The following is a 16293-nucleotide window of genomic DNA, read 5'->3' as shown; positions in this document are numbered from 1 at the left end:
CATTATATGGCTTTCAGGTATCAGTACCTTCTCTCTTCGTGCTCTCTTTTACTCTGTTCTTGCTCTTGTTCGGAGTGCAGGTTTTTAAGAAAGAGGGTTGGACTGGCGCCAGTGAGCCGTTTAAAATGACGGTTGAAGTGGCTTTGATTACCGAAACCAACGCGATATGCGACTTCTCGAAAGGGGAACGTTTTTGTCATGAGCAGGCGTTTGGCCTCCTCGACGCGGTATTGAATAATATACTGATGAGGTGATACGCCTACCGATTGCTTGAAAATACGCGCAAAATGGTATGGGCTCATTCCTACTACCTCAGAGAGTTGGGAAAGGGAGAGATCTGTGTCTAAATGGTCGTGGATATAGTCAATAATACGATGGAGATCGGACTGGACTAGCTTTCCATGGATGGAGGGAATATGAATTGAAGAAGCTGCATAATGTTGAAGCAGATAAACGGCCAGAGCGGTCGCCATCGATTCCGCATATAATTGTCCAGAGGATGCCCCGGTCTTCAGTTCCGCCAGAAATGCTCGTGCCAGATATTCGATCTGTGGATCATGACCGCCAAAGAGTTCCAGAAGCTCAATCTGGTCTGTATTAGCTACTTCTTGAGCAATTTGAGTGAAAAATGCCGGCGAAAGAGCAATATTGAGCACCTCCGCTTCCTGATGCCAGCGATACTTGCGGAAAGAGTCTGGAACATAGAGACAGAAGTCTCCCGGGAAGAGCGACCTGGATTGAAAGCCTCCACGAGCTTGCCATTCAAATTTCGTCAACGGCTTAAGCTGGAGGTTAATCGAATAGTGTGATACGGAAACGACTGGTGTCTCCAGGGGAGGCAAGCGTTGTTGTTCTACAAGCACGCTCTTCCATCCAGTATTAGCGCTCGACAATAGGATAGATGAGTCGGGCGCAAGGTGGATAGGGAGATGATGCTCTCGTTCGATGAGGAGAATAGAACTTTTTGACACACTTAAAACCTTATGCGAGTGGAAGATTTTCATCTTCAGACTTTTGACGTGTATCGTATCCCATTTTTGCGAGCGAAGCAAGCGACTATCTCAGAGGTGAAATGGTTTCTCCAGACCCGGATCTTTTTTTCACACAATACCAATCTCGCTCCACTTTAGCTTCTATCAACGGCAATGCGTGTTAATGACGCATTACATGCCTTTGGCTCCTATATCACACTCATGCTTCTTGATCCATGATCGCTGGAGAACGTTTTGTTTGGTGCGCCTGCTCGTCAAAACGTTCCCATAAATTCCGCAAAACCCAACGTGATTCGTGTAGGCGCCACAGGCATATATGCCTTTCTATCACGTTTCGCCTTCGCTCATGATATATGCCGGCCTTGCGTGTGGCGCCCACTCGGCGTACGCTCGGCCGGCTTTTCACGCCTACGAACAAGATCGCCAATCATGATTGGAGCCAAACATATGCTGATACATGGGGCGCCCACCCGACGTACTCTCTGGTTGGCTGATCAGGTCGCGACTACCGCGCCCCGCTACACGCGTCTTATGCCTGTGTTTCGTTGCGTCTGGGCGGGCATGAGCATGTCGGACAGATGCCGGTCAATGGCCTGGATGGCTTGTTGGATTCCGTCCTCTTGCCTGAGTCTATAAGCGATTTGCCGGGCGCTGTGCCGCATAGCTTGATCTTCCAGGACAGTTTGGATGCTGCGGGCTAGCTGGCGTGGGGTCAGCAGGTGGCGGCTGAGTGGTTTGTGCGCGGCTCCGGCCCTGGCTGCAAGGGTGCCCCAGAATTGTTGGTCGGCGATGTGATAGACAGGAATCGAGGGCACGCCAGCGCGCAGGCTGGCGGCGGTCGTGCCGGCGCCCGCGTGGTGGACGATCGCGGACATCTGTGGAAACAGCCAATCGTGCGGGGCGCCGTTGCTGATATAGATATTCTTGCTCCACCACTGCTCGAATAACGTCTCGCGCGCGGTCAGGATAATGCCGCGCTGACCCGAGAGGACCAGGGACCTGAACGCCAGGTCCAGCGTGCGCTGTGGCTGCTGGCTGATCATACTGCCAAAGCCAATATAGACCGGTGGCGGCCCCGCCTGGATAAAGTCTACCAGTTGTGGGGCGGGCTCCCATTTCCTGGGCGCCTCCAGGGGCCAGAATCCAGTAACTTCGATATTATCAGCCCAATCGTCAGGTTTGGCCAGCAGCAAGGGACTATAGCCCAGCAGGATCAGGTCGACATGCTGTGGCAGCGTGGCATAGAGCGATTCGCTCGGCAGCGGGGGCAGGCCGTAGAGGCGCTGACGAGCACGATTGACCGCCGGCGTAAAGAAGTGCCAGAAGACCTTTCCCGACCCGAGATGCGACTGCTCATTGATAATCTGCCCCATCTGGACCGGATGCTGCGGTAACCAGGGCGCGCTCGGCTCAGGAAAGGCGGTGGTGGGCAACATTGATGGCTGGAGAAAGGAGGCAATCAGCCGACAGCGCAGTTTCTCCGCTATCGAGTACGCAATCAGGAAACTCATATAGGTAGAGATAATCACATCGGCATCTCGACTAGCCTCCAGGCTGCGCTGCATATAAAGATCCATACGTGGTGCCAGGTAGGCGCGTAAACGATAGACAAATAGGAAGGCATTATTGCTCGCCTCGAGTAATTTCACTCCATCCTTTCCCTGAAAAAATCCGGTTGGCTCATCGTCGATGGCCATAAAATGAATGCCGTAGCTCACAACGAACTTCTCGAAAACGGCGTGCGTCGCCAGACATACTGTGTGTCCCGCCGCTACCAGCCCCCGACTCAAGGCCACATATGGCTGTACATCCCCCCGAGATCCGATCGCAATAATAGTGATACGCATAAAAAAATATAGCTCCAAGCATGAAGAGAAAGAGATATCGATATTTCTATCATCTGGTAATAGATAATAAAAATAGACCAGTACTATAGAATATGGAAATTTTCTATCTTTAGTTTCAGCTAATGGGTGATTGCCCGCTACGCGGGCGCGGTGGGGGGAGGGAGGGAGTGCTGGGGCACAGCCCCCGATCCCTCAGTCAAGGGGCTCGCCGCCCCTTACATTCCTGCTTTCCAGTCAGGCAGGGAAAGGCTCACCTTCTGGTTTTTCTGCTTCCAGATACAGCATGGGCACGGTCAGACGTAGTTCTCCAGCCGCACTTGCAAGCTGGTTCAACCTGTTTTCCAGGAGCGCAAAGACGCGCTCTTCGTCCTCTTGATCGACCACCTGTCTCCAGCTATCTAAGAAGCCAAGCTGCGTTAAGGGGTGATTGAAAAAGGCACTTCCGTCCAGGTAGCGTAAGTGGAAACTATCCTCTCGGATCTTGACCACGCGAAATCCTGCGGCTTGAAGCATGGCGCTGAGAGATTCTTTGGTTCCGCGACGCGCCTCATCTGCTTGTAAGCGCTCCAGGTAAGCCGGCTTCTGGAGCTCCTGCAGCGTCTGGCGAAAGACCTCATAAAACTCGGACATATGTCCGGTCGGATTCGTCGTGAGGACGATGCGCGCCCTGGCTTTTGCGACACGGAAAGATTCTGCCAGGACCGCAGCGGGATCCGTAAAATTGTTTACTCCCAAATTGGACACGATCAGATCAAAGCTTCCGTCTGCAAACGGAAGCTGGGTGGCATCCGCCTCCAGCACCTGCACATTAGGACTCTGATACGTTTGTGCTTTCAATCTGGCTCGCTCTATCCCTTGTTTCCAGATATCGACCCCCGTCACCTGGCAGGAGGCTCCATGCATCTGGGCCAACTCGAATAACGGAAAGCCGGTTCCACAGGCCACATCCAGGATGTTCTGCTTGGGGCGTAATTCCAGGTGGCTCACAAGGAAGAGGCCGAAGTGAGCGGCCCAGAGCGAGACCTCGTCAACTACTGAAGCGATGGCTGGGGCGTCCTGGTCATAGGTAACATGAAGAAAATTTGGCATGAGCAATCCTTTCCTTTTGCAAGAGGTTCTAAGCCATCAACGCCTGCCCCACCACTTGCAAGTCGAGCCAGTTCTTCAGGCTCTCAGTATACCATAGGTCTATTTCGCCGCAATGTACTAGTAGCCGAGCAGGGCGCGCATGTTGTTGGCTTTGGCCATGATGCGTGGATTTTCGGCGGCAAAGACGGTGTCGTCGCGATGGCAGTAGTAGAGGGTGTTCCAGATGGTCCAGGCTCGATCACGTTTGGGTCGCTCGCGCGCCAGCCGTCGTGCCCGCATGAGGAAGAGGATGGTGGCGATGATGAGACAGCATACCAGCATGAAAATATCCATGTTCATCGATGCAATGTGCTCGGTGGTAGGATGCTGGTGCGCGGCTTGATAGGCAAACCAGCTCATAACTGCCGTGATGGGAGTGAGGACGGCGCCGAAGGCCAGAAAGAGCAGTGTCAGGGCACCATAGTGCTGCTCGGGAAACGCCAGCTGCTCACTCAGCGTCACCTGACCAAACTGGTGAGCAGGAGACGCCTCATCTGGCGACACGGGCACACTGCCATTTTTTATATAGAGCCGATAAGTCTCGCTCCCGGCCATAATCGCACTGACCTTCTGTACAGCATCCACACGCCTACAGAGGGGACACTGCACTAATCCAGCTTGCATCCAGCTTGATCTCCTGTAGAAATTCTCAAAACCTCTTCTATAGAATGATAACATATCTCATGTGCATTAAACAACGATGAAAAACAATCATTTAGTAGCTTGCGCGCTAGCTCCGGAAAATTTCTCTGATTACTCAAATAATGGAGTCGCCTGGAAGTTGCGTCCTAGAGAGGATCAGCTTCCAGGAGGTCTGAGAAGCGGTAGCCGATGCCGGAGAGGGTCTGGAAGAAGCGAGGATGACCGGGATCAGGCTCAAGTTTGCGGCGTAGATGGGCAATGTAGACGTGCAGGTAGTTGGCTTGTCTGGCTTCTTCGTTGCCCCAGATCTGTTGCAGGAGCATCTGCTGTGTGAGTACTTTGTCCTGGTTGCGCAGGAAGATCAGTAGCAGGTTGTATTCAGTGGGCGTGAGTTTGATCTCCTGGTCGTTGAGCAGGACACGATGGGCGGCGGTGTCGACGCTGAGCGGACCAACTTGATAGGTGGTGGCGCCAGCACTGACGCTACTGTGGGCGGTATGGCGCAAGGCGACCCGGATGCGGGCCAGGAGCTCATCGAGTCCAAAAGGCTTGGCGATATAGTCGTCGGCTCCCAGGTCCAACACTTTGACTTTCTCGCGCTCTTTACTGCGTACAGAGACGACAATGATTGGTGGCAACTGTGAACGCGCACGCAGGCGCTTACAGACCTCCATGCCACTGATATCGGGCAGACCAAGGTCCAGCAGCACCAGATCCGGCTGCTGCTCCTCCACAATCTGGAGGGCGGTCGCGCCTTCCTGGGCGGTCAGTACCTCATATTTCTGGGCGACGAGGCGTTTTTGCAGCAGGCGAATAATGTCCTGCTCATCCTCAACGATTAAGATGCGTGCCTTCCTGGTCATCGATCGGTTCTCCTTGTTGATTGGGAAACGGGAGAGTAAAAGCAAAGACCGCACCCCCTGTAGGACGGGACTCAGTCCAGATGCGTCCCTGGTGCGCTTCAATGATCCCACGGCAAATAGCTAGCCCAAGTCCCATGCCTGCTGGCTGCGGTGGACGACTCTGGGATGGGGTCAGACGATAGAATTTTTCAAAGATATGTTCCTGCTCCTCAGCCGGAATGCCCGGACCTTCGTCCAGGATGCGCACCATGATGCTGTCGGTCAGGACGCAGAGCTGGATCTCCAGTGGTGAGTTGTCCGGTGTGTAGTGCAGGGCATTGGTGAGCAGGTTGGTCAGGACTTGCTCGATCAACACAACATCGATAGGCACGGGCGGCACGTCAACTGGCATGGTTCGCTGTATCTTGCGCACCCCAATCGAGGGTCGCAGGCGCAATAGCACATCATCCAGCAGGATATCCAGGGCATACCAGGTTGTTTGTGGCTGGAGCACCCCCGACTCGATGCGCGACATATCCAGCAAATTTTCAATCAAACCGTCCAGCCAGTCCGCTTCACGTTCAATTTCGGTCAGCAAACTATGGTGTGCTGGAACCTCGCCGCCGAGTGCTTCCTCAAATAAGAGCGTACTGGCCGCCGCTTTAATCGTCGTCAAGGGCTTACGTAAATCATGTGAGACCGAGGTCACCAGGGCCGAGCGCAACTTCTCGGTCTGCTGATACATCTGTAGTGCCAGCCGCTCCTGGCGCAGCTGCTCCTGCTGCATCAGACTCACCACATGCTCCAGCAACGTCGAGAAGAACAAATGAGAGGCCGAAGAAGAGATGCCAATACTGGACCAGAAGGGCTCTTTGTATTCTCGACTATTCATCAGGACATGCAGGCGCAGGATGCCCATTACCTTCTCCTGATTACGCAACGGAATCAGTTGGACACCGCTACGGATGTGGCGCTGCTCCTCCTTGAAGATGCGGAAGATGCGTGGAAAGAACATCCGCCGCCGCACGGGCAGCTGGCGTAGCGGCTCATGCAACATAATATGCTGTCCATGTTCACGCACCCAATTCAGGGCCAACGTTTCATCGGGAAGGATCGATGCAAACTGTGGCCCAAATGGCGGTACCGCCACCAGTCCTTTTTCCTTATCAGCATCCGCCAGCAGAAACGTACACTCCAGGAGTCCAAGGGGACGAAAGACCTCGACCAGCGAATGGGAGAAGAGCGATAGCTGCAATTCTAACGTCTGCTGACGATTAGAGGTCTCGGCCAGCTGGTACAATAAACGTGTCTCCCGTTCCTTCTGGCGCAGGCTCTCGATACGTCGATGCAGCGCCGAAGCCAGATAACTTGTTAGAAGGGCACTCAAGAGAAAGGACAACAGGCTCAGCACATCCTCAAATTTCGACGCCTGGAAACTATAGACCGGTGCCACAAAGAACAGATCAAAGGCAAAGAAGGCCAGCAACGATGCCAGGAATGCATCATAAAAGCCCCGAAAGGCCGCCAGGACCAGGATTACCAGCAAATAGACCAGCAAGCTATCCGGCAAATGTTGTGGCAACTGGCTGATAGAGATCAGTGCCGTCACCAGCATTACACTCCCCAGGGCCAGCAAGCTCTCGCGCACATACCACTGCCAATGCCACTTCTTCGGCTCAAGAAACCATGGCAACGGCAAAAACTGACTCATAGCAGACCTCCCCATGGAGTTAAGGCACACTGTCTCTATCGATCTCAATCGCACCCCTACGCCTGAAGTATAGAAAGCATCATCAGCCTCGTCAATAGCGCCCTCAACCCCCCCACGCCCAACATAGCTAAAATAGCCACCCTCTATATTTCCCGTATATGCCCCGGTGAGCGGGGTTGCAAGGGGCCGGCGGCCCCTTGCCGGGGTTCGAGGGGTGTCCCCTCGCCTCTCTCTCCCTCCCCTATCTTCCCGAGAAGCGGGGTTGCAAGGGGCCGCCAGCCCCTTGCCGGGGTCCGAGGGGTGTCCCCTCGCCTCTCTCTTCCTCCCCCCACGCGCCGCCGCAGGCGGCGTGTCCTGCACCATTCCTCCGGAGTTTCGGAGCAACCCATCCATTTCCCAGAAAAATAGATACATAATATATTGGACATTATGCACATAGCACAAAGAAAATCTATCTATATCCTGAAAATGCTGGATGACATTCTGAAAAACTTCTTAAAATTGCGGCATGTTTTATGAAATATGACTGAAATTTTACTCTCATATGTGCAACATGCACAAAACAAGCTGTCTCTTCTTTGAATAGATTGTCCCTATGAAGACACCTCGCTGGACATTATACTTGCAAGAAAGACGCATGTAACGAAAACAAATCAACGTCGAATTGTTCTCTCCGCATTGCTGCAGTTCCGACCATGCATTGAGTCTCGTCGATGACAAGCAACGCAAAGGTGTGTTTTCCCTTTATTGGCATTCTGAGGATACAGGCAGGACACTTGTTGGCTGGCTAGAAAATACCAACAAAATGTTGCACGCTTGTCCTTTTGTCTCGATGTTGTGTGCCAACAGACGACGCAACCACGCGAAGCCCGTAAAAGGGAATTTGTGTATTTCGTACTACATAACTTTGGAAGGCATACGCTTTTCGTGCACATTGGACGAGAAATAAGGGACTGGGATTACATGCGTTTCTTATTTTTTAATGATGGAGAAAGTGAGCGCTACAGATGATAACAACTGAAGTTACCCCCTCATCAGAAAAAAAACAGGCGGCCTCCGTCGGCAATCGGAATCGGACGCTACTTATTCAGGTCATTCTACTGGCAGTGATCGGTCTGATCGCTGGTTACGCGTCAAAGTACTTTGCTGGCGCTTCGGCAGGCAATTTCGATGCTAAAGCAATCAATGCCGGTGATACGGCCTGGGTCCTGACGGCGGCCGCGCTGGTTATGGTGATGACTCCTGCGGTCGGCTTCTTCTATGGTGGTATGGTTACCAGCAAGAACGTGGTTAGCGTCATCAAGCAGACGCTATTGATCCTGGCGCTGGTAAGTGTCCAATGGGTTGTGATCGGCTATAGCCTGGTCTTCGGCAATGATATCGGTGGTGTCATCGGCGGCCTGAACTACTTCGGCCTGAGTGGAGTTGGCTATGCTCCCAGTGTGTACGCTCCAACCATCCCACATCTGGCCTTTATGGTCTTCCAGGGTATGTTCGCCATTATTACTCCCGCACTTATTATCGGATCCTTTGTGGAGCGCATTCGCTTCCGCACCCTGGTCATCTTTGTCCTGCTCTGGTCCACCCTGGTCTATGATCCTATTGCCCACTGGGTATGGGGAACCGGCGGCTGGCTGCACAATCTAGGCGCCCTGGACTTCGCGGGCGGTACGGTCGTGCATATCAGTGCTGGCTTCGCGGGTCTGGCTGCGGCCATGGCTATCGGCAAACGCAGAGGTTTCCAGAAGGGCGAGGCCCTGGCATCGAATAACGTCCCCTTTGTCCTGCTTGGTGCCGCCCTGCTCTGGTTCGGCTGGTTCGGCTTCAACGCTGGTAGCGCCCTGGCTGCATCGCCTCTCTCGGTAAGCGCCTTCGTTGTCACCAATACGGCCGCCGCCGCCGCCGCCCTGACCTGGATGGCCTTGAGTTGGGCCGAACATAAGAAACCCAGCGCCATGGCGACCGCGACCGGCGCGGTCTGTGGATTGGTCGCCATCACACCAGCCAGCGGCTTTGTCGGACCTGTTGCCAGTATCGCCATCGGTATCATCGCCGGTATCGTGACCTACCTGATGCTCTTCCTGCGCAGCAAATTCACCAACATCGACGACACCCTGGACGTCTGGGCCGCCCACGGTATGGGTGGTGTCACCGGAGCCATCCTGACCGGAGTCTTCGCCGAAAAAGCCATCAATAGCGCCGGCAACAACGGCCTACTCTTCGGCAATCCCGGCCAGTTCGGCACCCAGGTCCTGGCGGTCCTGGTTACCCTGGTCTACTCATTCATCCTGACCTTCATCCTCTTCAAGCTCCTCTCCCCCCTCGGCCTACGCGTACCAGCCGAAGACGAAGAGCTGGGCCTCGATATCGCGGTCCACGGCGAAGAAGGCTACCGCTTATAAGCCAACAGCAATCACAAAATCTTCCCAGCAGGAGCGGTGATCGCCGCTCCTGCTTTTTTCTCCATAAACCACAACATAAACATAAATATTGTAAAAAAGAACACAAATAATACATTTTATTCGCAAACGCCCTCGTAGCTGCGACCCTCAGCGGTCGCTTGCCACTCGCCGCAGCGTGGTGGCCCGGTATCCGTCTGGTTCGGCTCCCCCACCGTCGACACCTTGCCCAGAGAGGGATCCCCTGCGATACCTCTGCCCCCTCCATAACGCGACCAGATGAAGGTTTCGTTTGGGCACCGCGTGAGAGAACGAGTCAGACCAGGGGAACCGGATCGCGGAGATACCGGGCCACCACGCTGCGGCGGGTGGCAAACGGCCGCTGAGGGCCGTAACTACGGGGACGTGGTCGTGTTCGGGGGCGGTGGCAAAAAAAACGTATGAGACCCCACCTAATATACCATCTTGACATGATTAGAGCTTTTCATGTATGGTACGGGCATTCAATGTTGCTACTCAGTAGCTTTATGACAGAAGATTGGAGAATCACCAAATGCGGCAATTTAACATTATTATCACGCAGGAGAATGAAATGAGAAGAGATACGATAAGACAGAGGATGCTACTGCATGAGAACAGTAAACATCGGGATCGTGGCGCACGTAGACGCTGGAAAGACCAGTCTGACCGAACGTATCCTGTATGAAACCCATGTTATTAATGAAATTGGCAAAGTTGATCAAGGCAATACTCAGACCGATTCTATGGAATTGGAAAGACAAAGGGGCATCACCATTAAGGCCTCGATTGTCTCATTTTGTGTGCAGGCTCATGAGCTAAAAGTTAATCTCATCGATACCCCCGGACACGCGGACTTTATCGCGGAAGTGGAGCGCTCATTCAGTGTGTTGGATGGCGCGGTCCTGCTGATATCGGCCGTGGAAGGAATTCAGGCGCAAACGAAGTTCCTGATGTCCATTCTGATCAAGCTGAATATCCCCACGATCATTTTTATTAACAAGATCGATCGCCGTGGCGCGCAATCGGATACGCTACTCACGCGCATCACAGAAAAGCTCACTGAGCGCATCATTCCTCTCTCTACACCTGACAACCTCGGCAGCAAACAGGCGTTTATTATCGAGAAGAGCTTCGAGCACGATCAGGCCTTCCTGGAAACATGCCTCGAACAACTGGCACTTCACGATGATCGCTGGCTGGAGGCCTATGCCAGCAATGAAAACGTGAGCGCCGAGCAGATCAGATGTGCCTTGACGAAACAGGTCCGGGAGGCGAAGCTGTATCCGATCTTCTTCGGCTCGGCCATGACCGGCGTTGGCGTCACCGAACTGCTCACGGGCATCGCCACCTTTTTTCCCACCAATACCAACGTAGAAGATGCTCCGTTATCCGGAGTCGTCTTTAAACTGGAGCAAGAGGTGGGCGGCGAAAAGATCGCGTATATCAGGCTATTCTCAGGCCGCATCAATGTCCGCGCATATATTACGGTGTGCCAGAGAATGGACGCACATGAAACAGAAACACATACGGAGAAAGTAAAAAAGCTGCATGTGTTCAAAGAAGGCAAAACCATACAGGTCGCCAGCGTGGAGGCCGGCGATTTCTGTAAAGTCTGGGGATTGCAGGATGTGCGTATCGGCGACATTGTGGGTACGTGGTCGGAGCGCATCAAGGACCTGCATTTTGTGGCGCCCCAGATGGAGGCACGCATCGAGCCCAGACACCCGGAACAGACGTTGCAACTCTACCGGGCCCTGGTGGAGATGTCTGCCGAGGATCCACTGATCCATGTGCTCAAAGATACCTTTCATCATGAGCTCTATCTGCGGCTCTTTGGGGAGGTGCAAAAAGAGGTCGTTGCATCAGTGCTATCCGAAAAATATAGGCTGGCGGTACACTTTTCAGAGACGCGGGTGGTCTGCGTCGAAAAGCCAGCCGGAACGGGACAGGATGTAGAGTACAAGGGGGCCGAAGGTAATCCATTCGTGGCAACGGTGGGCTTCAGAATTGAGCCCGGTCTCCCGGATAGTGGGATCAGCTATAAGTTGGAGGTCAAGCTGGGTTCGTTGCCGCTCCCATTCCATCGGGCCATTGAGGAGACGGCCCGTGAGACCTTAAAGCAGGGCCTCTACGGCTGGGAAGTTACCGACGTGGCCGTATTCCTGACCCACACCGGCTATAGCAGTCCGGTCACCGTAGCCGGCGATTTCCGCAAACTGGTCCCCCTGGTCCTGATGAACGCACTCGCGCAAGCCGGTACGGCCGTCTATGAGCCACTCTACCAGTTTGAACTCAACGTGCCGGCCCATGCTATCAGTAAAGCTATGTTCAAATTGTCAGCGCTACAAGCCATCTTCGAGCAGCCCACACTGCGCGGCGATACCTTTGTATTGACCGGCACCATACCCCTGACAACGGCCGAGGAATTTAAAAACGGCCTGCATGCTTTCACCGAGGGCGAAGGTATCTTTGTAACGAAGCCCGGCGGCTTCCGCAAAATAGAGCACACTTTCCCCACCCGCAAGCGCGCAGACTATAATCCCTTGAACCGTAAAGACTACATGCTGCATATCCTGCACACCTACTAAGAACCAGCCAGCCAGCACACGCGCTGTTGTGATACTTCATACAGCGCGTGAACTGGCCGGTTGTTGCTTTTTCTTGTCTACATAGTGTATGGTGTAGCTATATTATGATCGAACTATATGTTGGGAAGGGGTGGTGAGCTATGTATGATCCATTACGCAAATATTCTTTTGATGAGTATTGGAGTATGGTTGAAAGCCTGCCAACACGGAAATTTGAGTATATCGATGGTGATATACGCATGATGACTGGCGGCTCGCTATCTCATGCGCAAATTGCTGCACGCATTGCTGGTATGCTTGATCGCGCATTGTTCAAGACCGATTGCAACGTCTACGGCTCAGATGCGGCCGTAGCATTGTCAGACAGTTGTATCTATTATCCCGATGCATCTGTATCCTGTGATCCATTCGATTGGACGCGCAAGAAAGCGTTAGAGGCGCCTACAGTCATTGTAGAGGTCCACTCGCCCTCGACTGAAAAGACTGATAGAGGTGAGAAACTGATCGCTTATCAGCAGTATCCGACCATCCAGGAAATTTTATTTGTGGACTCGCGTAAGCGTTTTGTAGAACATCATCATCGCATTGGTATCTCCACCTGGCAACACTCTATCTACACAAAAAATAGCGATAGTGTAGACCTCTCAAGTATTGAAGTAAGCTTCACACTCCAGGAAATTTACGCCAAAGTATACCTCGAACTAGAGGAAGAGCTCTAGAGCTACCCCTTGGTATTGCCCCCCACAACACATACCACCATTTATAGAGGATTTGAGCAAGATAGGAGAAGTTTTTTGCTTTACAAGACGGTAGAATATCTTGTATGCAGTTAAGCAGCGGATAAGTTAATGACTCTGGAAGCGAGCTGATCGTACGTGGGTTTTCCCACCCAGACCGGATCGCCAGTCATGATCATGTCGCAGATAAAATGCTTAGCATAAAAGAGAGGAGCCTTGCGGCCAATACTTTCAACGTAGGGAACGATTGGCGGCCGCTACACTCGCTCCATTGAGCGCGTCTCTCAACGTAACGGCAGGGCTTGTCCCTGCTCCAGTTCACGTACAACCTGTCCCTGAGACACGTGCTCGTTGTGAGGCCGAGTATGGCGAAACATGTCTGCCTCGGGCTTGTGCCTGCTTGTACGTGAACTGGAGCAGGGACAAGCCCTGCCGTTACGTTGAAAGTATTGAGCCTTTCCGCTCCCATGAAATCGTCAAGGATTGATAGTATGAAACTTCTGCTCACCTCTGGTGGCATCACCAATGACAGCATTCGTAACGCCCTGGTTGATCTGCTGGGCAAACCGATCGCCGAGTCCAGCGTCCTCTACATCCCTACGGCACTGCATGCCAACCCCAATGGTCCAACCATGATCGCCCGGCTGATCAGTGGAGATACCAACAGTGCTCCATTCCCGGATGGATACGTCTCTCTGTGCCACCTGGGGTGGAAGTCGTTAGGCGTGCTTGAGCTTACCGCGCTGCCCAGTATCGATAAAGAGCGTTGGGTCTCTCGGGTCCGGGAGACGGATGCCCTGCTGGTGGAAGGCGGCGACCCCCTGTATCTTTGCTACTGGATGCGGCAATCTGGACTGGCCGATCTCTTACCAGAACTTCCACGTGAGCTGGTCTATGTGGGGCTGAGCGCCGGAAGCATGGTGATGACTCCCAGCATCGGGGAGGACTTCGTCGGCTGGAGGCCGCCTACCGGTGGTGATACCACGCTGGGACTGGTTGATTTTGCCATATTTCCGCACCTCGATTACCCCTCTATGCCGGATAACTCCATGGCCAACGCGTTAAAGTGGGCCGCCAGCATGCCGGTGCCGTCATACTTGATGGACGATCAGACCGCCATCCAGGTAATTGACGGCAAAGTCAAAGTGATCTCCGAAGGCCAGTGGAAACGCTTTACGGCTTAGGTTCCAGGTTCAGGGAATGTTGCGGATTTTTCCCATTCGGCCCGCCAGGCGGGATTTGTCACGCACAAATAGCAGGATGTTCCAAAAATATATAGATATATAGATAGGAAATACGATGAGAAAAGTTATTGTACTCGAATTTATCACTCTTGATGGTGTCATACAGGCCGGAGGTGGGCCAGATGAAGATACCAGTGGTGGCTTCGCGTATGGCGGTTGGCAAAGCCCATATTCCGACGAGGTGCTTGGAGCCGTCATGAAGAAGCAGATGAGTCTGCCGTTTGATCTGTTGTTGGGGCGCAAGACCTTTGAGATCTGGGAACCCTACTGGCCGAAGAATGTCGACATATGGCCGGGCGCCAGTACAGCGACCAAATACGTCGCCTCGAATACCGTGACTTCTAGCGAATGGCAGCCCTCCGTGTTTTTAGGCGGAGACATTGCGGAAAAAGTCAGCCAGCTCAAGCAGCAGGAAGGTCCAGATTTGCACGTTTACGGCAGTGCAAATTTCGTTCAGACGCTGATGAAGCATGATCTGATCGATGAGTTCTGGCTCAAGATCTACCCGCTAACGTTGGGCACTGGAAAACGCTTGTTTGTCGATGGCACCATCCCAGCGTCGTTCAAGGTGAAGGAGAGCAAAGTCTCGCCAAATGGCATCATTATCGTGAATTACGAACGTGCCGGCGCGGTTACCACCGGCACGGTGTCAGGAAGCTGACATCCCTGAGGTCGCGCATCACGCGCGACTCATCAACCCATGTGAATGTTCCTGAGCATGGATATGTGGATAAAAGAGATGTATTGGGCCTCGCGTGCAATACATCTCATGATCAGGCCATTTCAGCATGTACTCAAGCGGCGCTGATAGAAGGCAACGATGAGCAGCGCCGTCAGCAGCGGGACGATACCGATCCAGGCCAGTTGCGTGATGGCAAAGGCGCGCAGGGCCAGTCCACCGACGGCGGCCCCACCGGCAATTCCCAGGTAGAGGGCGGAATTATTGAGGGCCAGGATCACATTGGCGTGCTCTGGCGCGATATTCAGTAAACGCTGCTGCTGCGGAATGAAAAGCAACGCGAAACTCATTCCCCAGAGGATAAACATGATTGCTCCACCAACGAATGTGGTCACGACCAGTGGCAGGAGCAGTTGCAGCACGATCAGCATAGCAAGAAAAACTATAATCAGGCGCTGTGGATTAAAGCGATCTGCCAGCAGGCTACTCAATCTATTGGCGCATACGATTCCCAGCCCGAAACAGGCTAGCAGCAGACTGACATCTCTAATCTGTAGCTGCTGCTGTATAAATGGAGCAACGTAAGCATACATACTATAGACACCAATATTCCACAGCAGGGCAGGCAAGAGGACAAGCATCACCCGGGGTTGCGCGATTGGCCGCAGGCGCTCTTGCAGGGAGAGCGGACTTGGGGGAGCTGATCTGGGCAGTCCACAGAGCAGCAGACAGAGAGACGCGATCCCGGCCAGGAGCGCGACCATGGCGAATGAGAGCCTCCAGCCAAGCCGCTCACCGATCCAGGTCCCCAGTGGCGCGCCCAGGACGGTGGCGATATTCAGGCCACTGACAACCAGGGCCAGCGCCTGGCCTCGCCTGGCGGGCGGTGCCAGTGACATGCCGGCGGCAAAGGCCAGCGGCGTATAGGTAGCGGCGAAACAGCCGGCCAGGATACGCGTAAGCAATAATATGGGAAACGAGGGCGCGAGCGCTGAAGCCAGATTGGCCAGACAGAGCAGGCCAGACGCGCCGATCAACACGCGGTTTGGCGCCCACCGACCACTCAGGGCCGCCAGCACGGGCGCACCCAGACCATAGGTCAACGAGAACACGGTAATTAACTGACCAACCAGTCCCTCGCTTACGCCTGTATCTTGCGCAATCACTGGCAGGACACCCGCTACAATAAAGGCGTCCGTGCCCAGAGCAAACATGCCCAGGGCCAGCAGGAGAATACGCGGATTCATGCGTGTGGGCGGCTCCTGCTCTACTACACTTGCGTGCATCTTTTTCGTTGGTATCATATAGAAATGCTTTCTTCCCGGTAAAGATATGATAGCTGCCATGTCATCGTGCAAACGTATGTGATTGCACTATATATCGGATCAGGCGCGTCCATCATACCAGCGCAGGCGTGGAGAGAGGAATAGCAGACACGAGGCGATATGCTATACTTTCTTAAA

General features: G+C 53.5%; 12 protein-coding genes. 5 read left to right on the top strand and 7 right to left on the bottom strand.

What is annotated here, in order from left to right; all coding sequences use genetic code 11:
* Window positions 1–20: 20 nt before the first annotated feature.
* From EL633_RS21120 to EL633_RS21095, 6 genes are all read right to left on the bottom strand, one after another.
* Window positions 21–971 carry an AraC family transcriptional regulator gene (locus EL633_RS21120; RefSeq protein WP_161982301.1) on the bottom strand — a complete coding sequence of 317 codons (951 nt, stop codon included), beginning with the start codon at window positions 969–971 and terminating at the stop codon, window positions 21–23.
* 539 nt (window positions 972–1510) lie between these two features.
* Window positions 1511–2839 carry a glycosyltransferase gene (locus tag EL633_RS21115; protein WP_126629096.1) on the bottom strand — a complete coding sequence of 443 codons (1329 nt, stop codon included), beginning with the start codon at window positions 2837–2839 and terminating at the stop codon, window positions 1511–1513.
* Between the two features lie 234 nt (window positions 2840–3073).
* Entirely contained in the window at window positions 3074–3928 is an 855-nt protein-coding gene (locus EL633_RS21110) for a class I SAM-dependent methyltransferase (RefSeq protein WP_126629095.1), read from the bottom strand.
* Window positions 3929–4045: 117 nt separating this feature from the next.
* A complete protein-coding gene (locus EL633_RS21105) occupies window positions 4046–4591 on the bottom strand; it encodes a hypothetical protein (protein ID WP_126629094.1) in 546 nt (181 codons plus the stop codon).
* Between the two features lie 164 nt (window positions 4592–4755).
* Entirely contained in the window at window positions 4756–5472 is a 717-nt protein-coding gene (locus tag EL633_RS21100) for a response regulator transcription factor (RefSeq protein ID WP_126629093.1), read from the bottom strand.
* Entirely contained in the window at window positions 5441–7162 is a 1722-nt protein-coding gene (locus tag EL633_RS21095) for a sensor histidine kinase (RefSeq protein WP_161982300.1), read from the bottom strand. Before EL633_RS21095 ends, EL633_RS21100 begins: the two co-directional genes overlap by 32 nt.
* 1181 nt (window positions 7163–8343) lie before the next feature.
* Between EL633_RS21095 and EL633_RS21090 the strand changes: the two genes are divergently transcribed.
* The 5 genes from EL633_RS21090 to EL633_RS21065 all read left to right on the top strand — a co-directional run bounded on the left by EL633_RS21090 (window position 8344) and on the right by EL633_RS21065 (window position 14812).
* Window positions 8344–9564, top strand: a complete 1221-nt coding sequence (locus tag EL633_RS21090; RefSeq protein WP_218027555.1) for an ammonium transporter — start codon at window positions 8344–8346, stop codon at window positions 9562–9564.
* Between the two features lie 626 nt (window positions 9565–10190).
* Window positions 10191–12170, top strand: a complete 1980-nt coding sequence (locus EL633_RS21080) for an elongation factor G (protein ID WP_126629090.1) — start codon at window positions 10191–10193, stop codon at window positions 12168–12170.
* Window positions 12171–12310: 140 nt separating this feature from the next.
* Window positions 12311–12889, top strand: coding sequence for a Uma2 family endonuclease (locus tag EL633_RS21075; protein WP_126629089.1), 579 nt, complete (start codon window positions 12311–12313; stop codon window positions 12887–12889).
* A gap of 509 nt (window positions 12890–13398) precedes the next feature.
* The gene (locus EL633_RS21070) at window positions 13399–14091 is read left to right on the top strand and encodes a Type 1 glutamine amidotransferase-like domain-containing protein (RefSeq protein WP_126629088.1); all 693 of its coding nucleotides are present in this window, start codon (window positions 13399–13401) and stop codon (window positions 14089–14091) included.
* A gap of 115 nt (window positions 14092–14206) precedes the next feature.
* Complete coding sequence (locus EL633_RS21065) at window positions 14207–14812, top strand: dihydrofolate reductase family protein (RefSeq protein ID WP_126629087.1); 606 nt, start codon at window positions 14207–14209, stop codon at window positions 14810–14812.
* Between the two features lie 122 nt (window positions 14813–14934).
* On the opposite strand, the gene EL633_RS21060 is transcribed toward EL633_RS21065, so the two are convergent.
* The gene (locus EL633_RS21060; RefSeq protein WP_161982299.1) at window positions 14935–16134 is read right to left on the bottom strand and encodes an MFS transporter; all 1200 of its coding nucleotides are present in this window, start codon (window positions 16132–16134) and stop codon (window positions 14935–14937) included.
* Window positions 16135–16293 lie beyond the last annotated feature (159 nt).

It is taken from the genome of Dictyobacter alpinus, assembly GCF_003967575.1.
In the GTDB taxonomy this organism is placed as follows: Bacteria; Chloroflexota; Ktedonobacteria; order Ktedonobacterales; family Ktedonobacteraceae; genus Dictyobacter; species Dictyobacter alpinus.
Note: the sequence above shows the minus strand (reverse complement) of the source record. Positions and strands in the feature narration are given on the sequence as shown.

Bases quoted from the DNA above. Each gene is read 5' to 3' on its own strand.
- EL633_RS21115 (WP_126629096.1), bottom strand. From the start codon at position 2,839: ATGCGTATCACTATTATTGCGATCGGATCTCGGGGGGATGTACAGCCA.
- EL633_RS21110 (WP_126629095.1), bottom strand. From the start codon at position 3,928: ATGCCAAATTTTCTTCATGTTACCTATGACCAGGACGCCCCAGCCATC.
- EL633_RS21105 (WP_126629094.1), bottom strand. From the start codon at position 4,591: ATGCAAGCTGGATTAGTGCAGTGTCCCCTCTGTAGGCGTGTGGATGCT.
- EL633_RS21100 (WP_126629093.1), bottom strand. From the start codon at position 5,472: ATGACCAGGAAGGCACGCATCTTAATCGTTGAGGATGAGCAGGACATT.
- EL633_RS21095 (WP_161982300.1), bottom strand. From the start codon at position 7,162: ATGAGTCAGTTTTTGCCGTTGCCATGGTTTCTTGAGCCGAAGAAGTGG.
- EL633_RS21080 (WP_126629090.1), top strand. From the start codon at position 10,191: ATGAGAACAGTAAACATCGGGATCGTGGCGCACGTAGACGCTGGAAAG.
- EL633_RS21075 (WP_126629089.1), top strand. From the start codon at position 12,311: ATGTATGATCCATTACGCAAATATTCTTTTGATGAGTATTGGAGTATG.
- EL633_RS21070 (WP_126629088.1), top strand. From the start codon at position 13,399: ATGAAACTTCTGCTCACCTCTGGTGGCATCACCAATGACAGCATTCGT.
- EL633_RS21065 (WP_126629087.1), top strand. From the start codon at position 14,207: ATGAGAAAAGTTATTGTACTCGAATTTATCACTCTTGATGGTGTCATA.
- EL633_RS21060 (WP_161982299.1), bottom strand. From the start codon at position 16,134: ATGATACCAACGAAAAAGATGCACGCAAGTGTAGTAGAGCAGGAGCCG.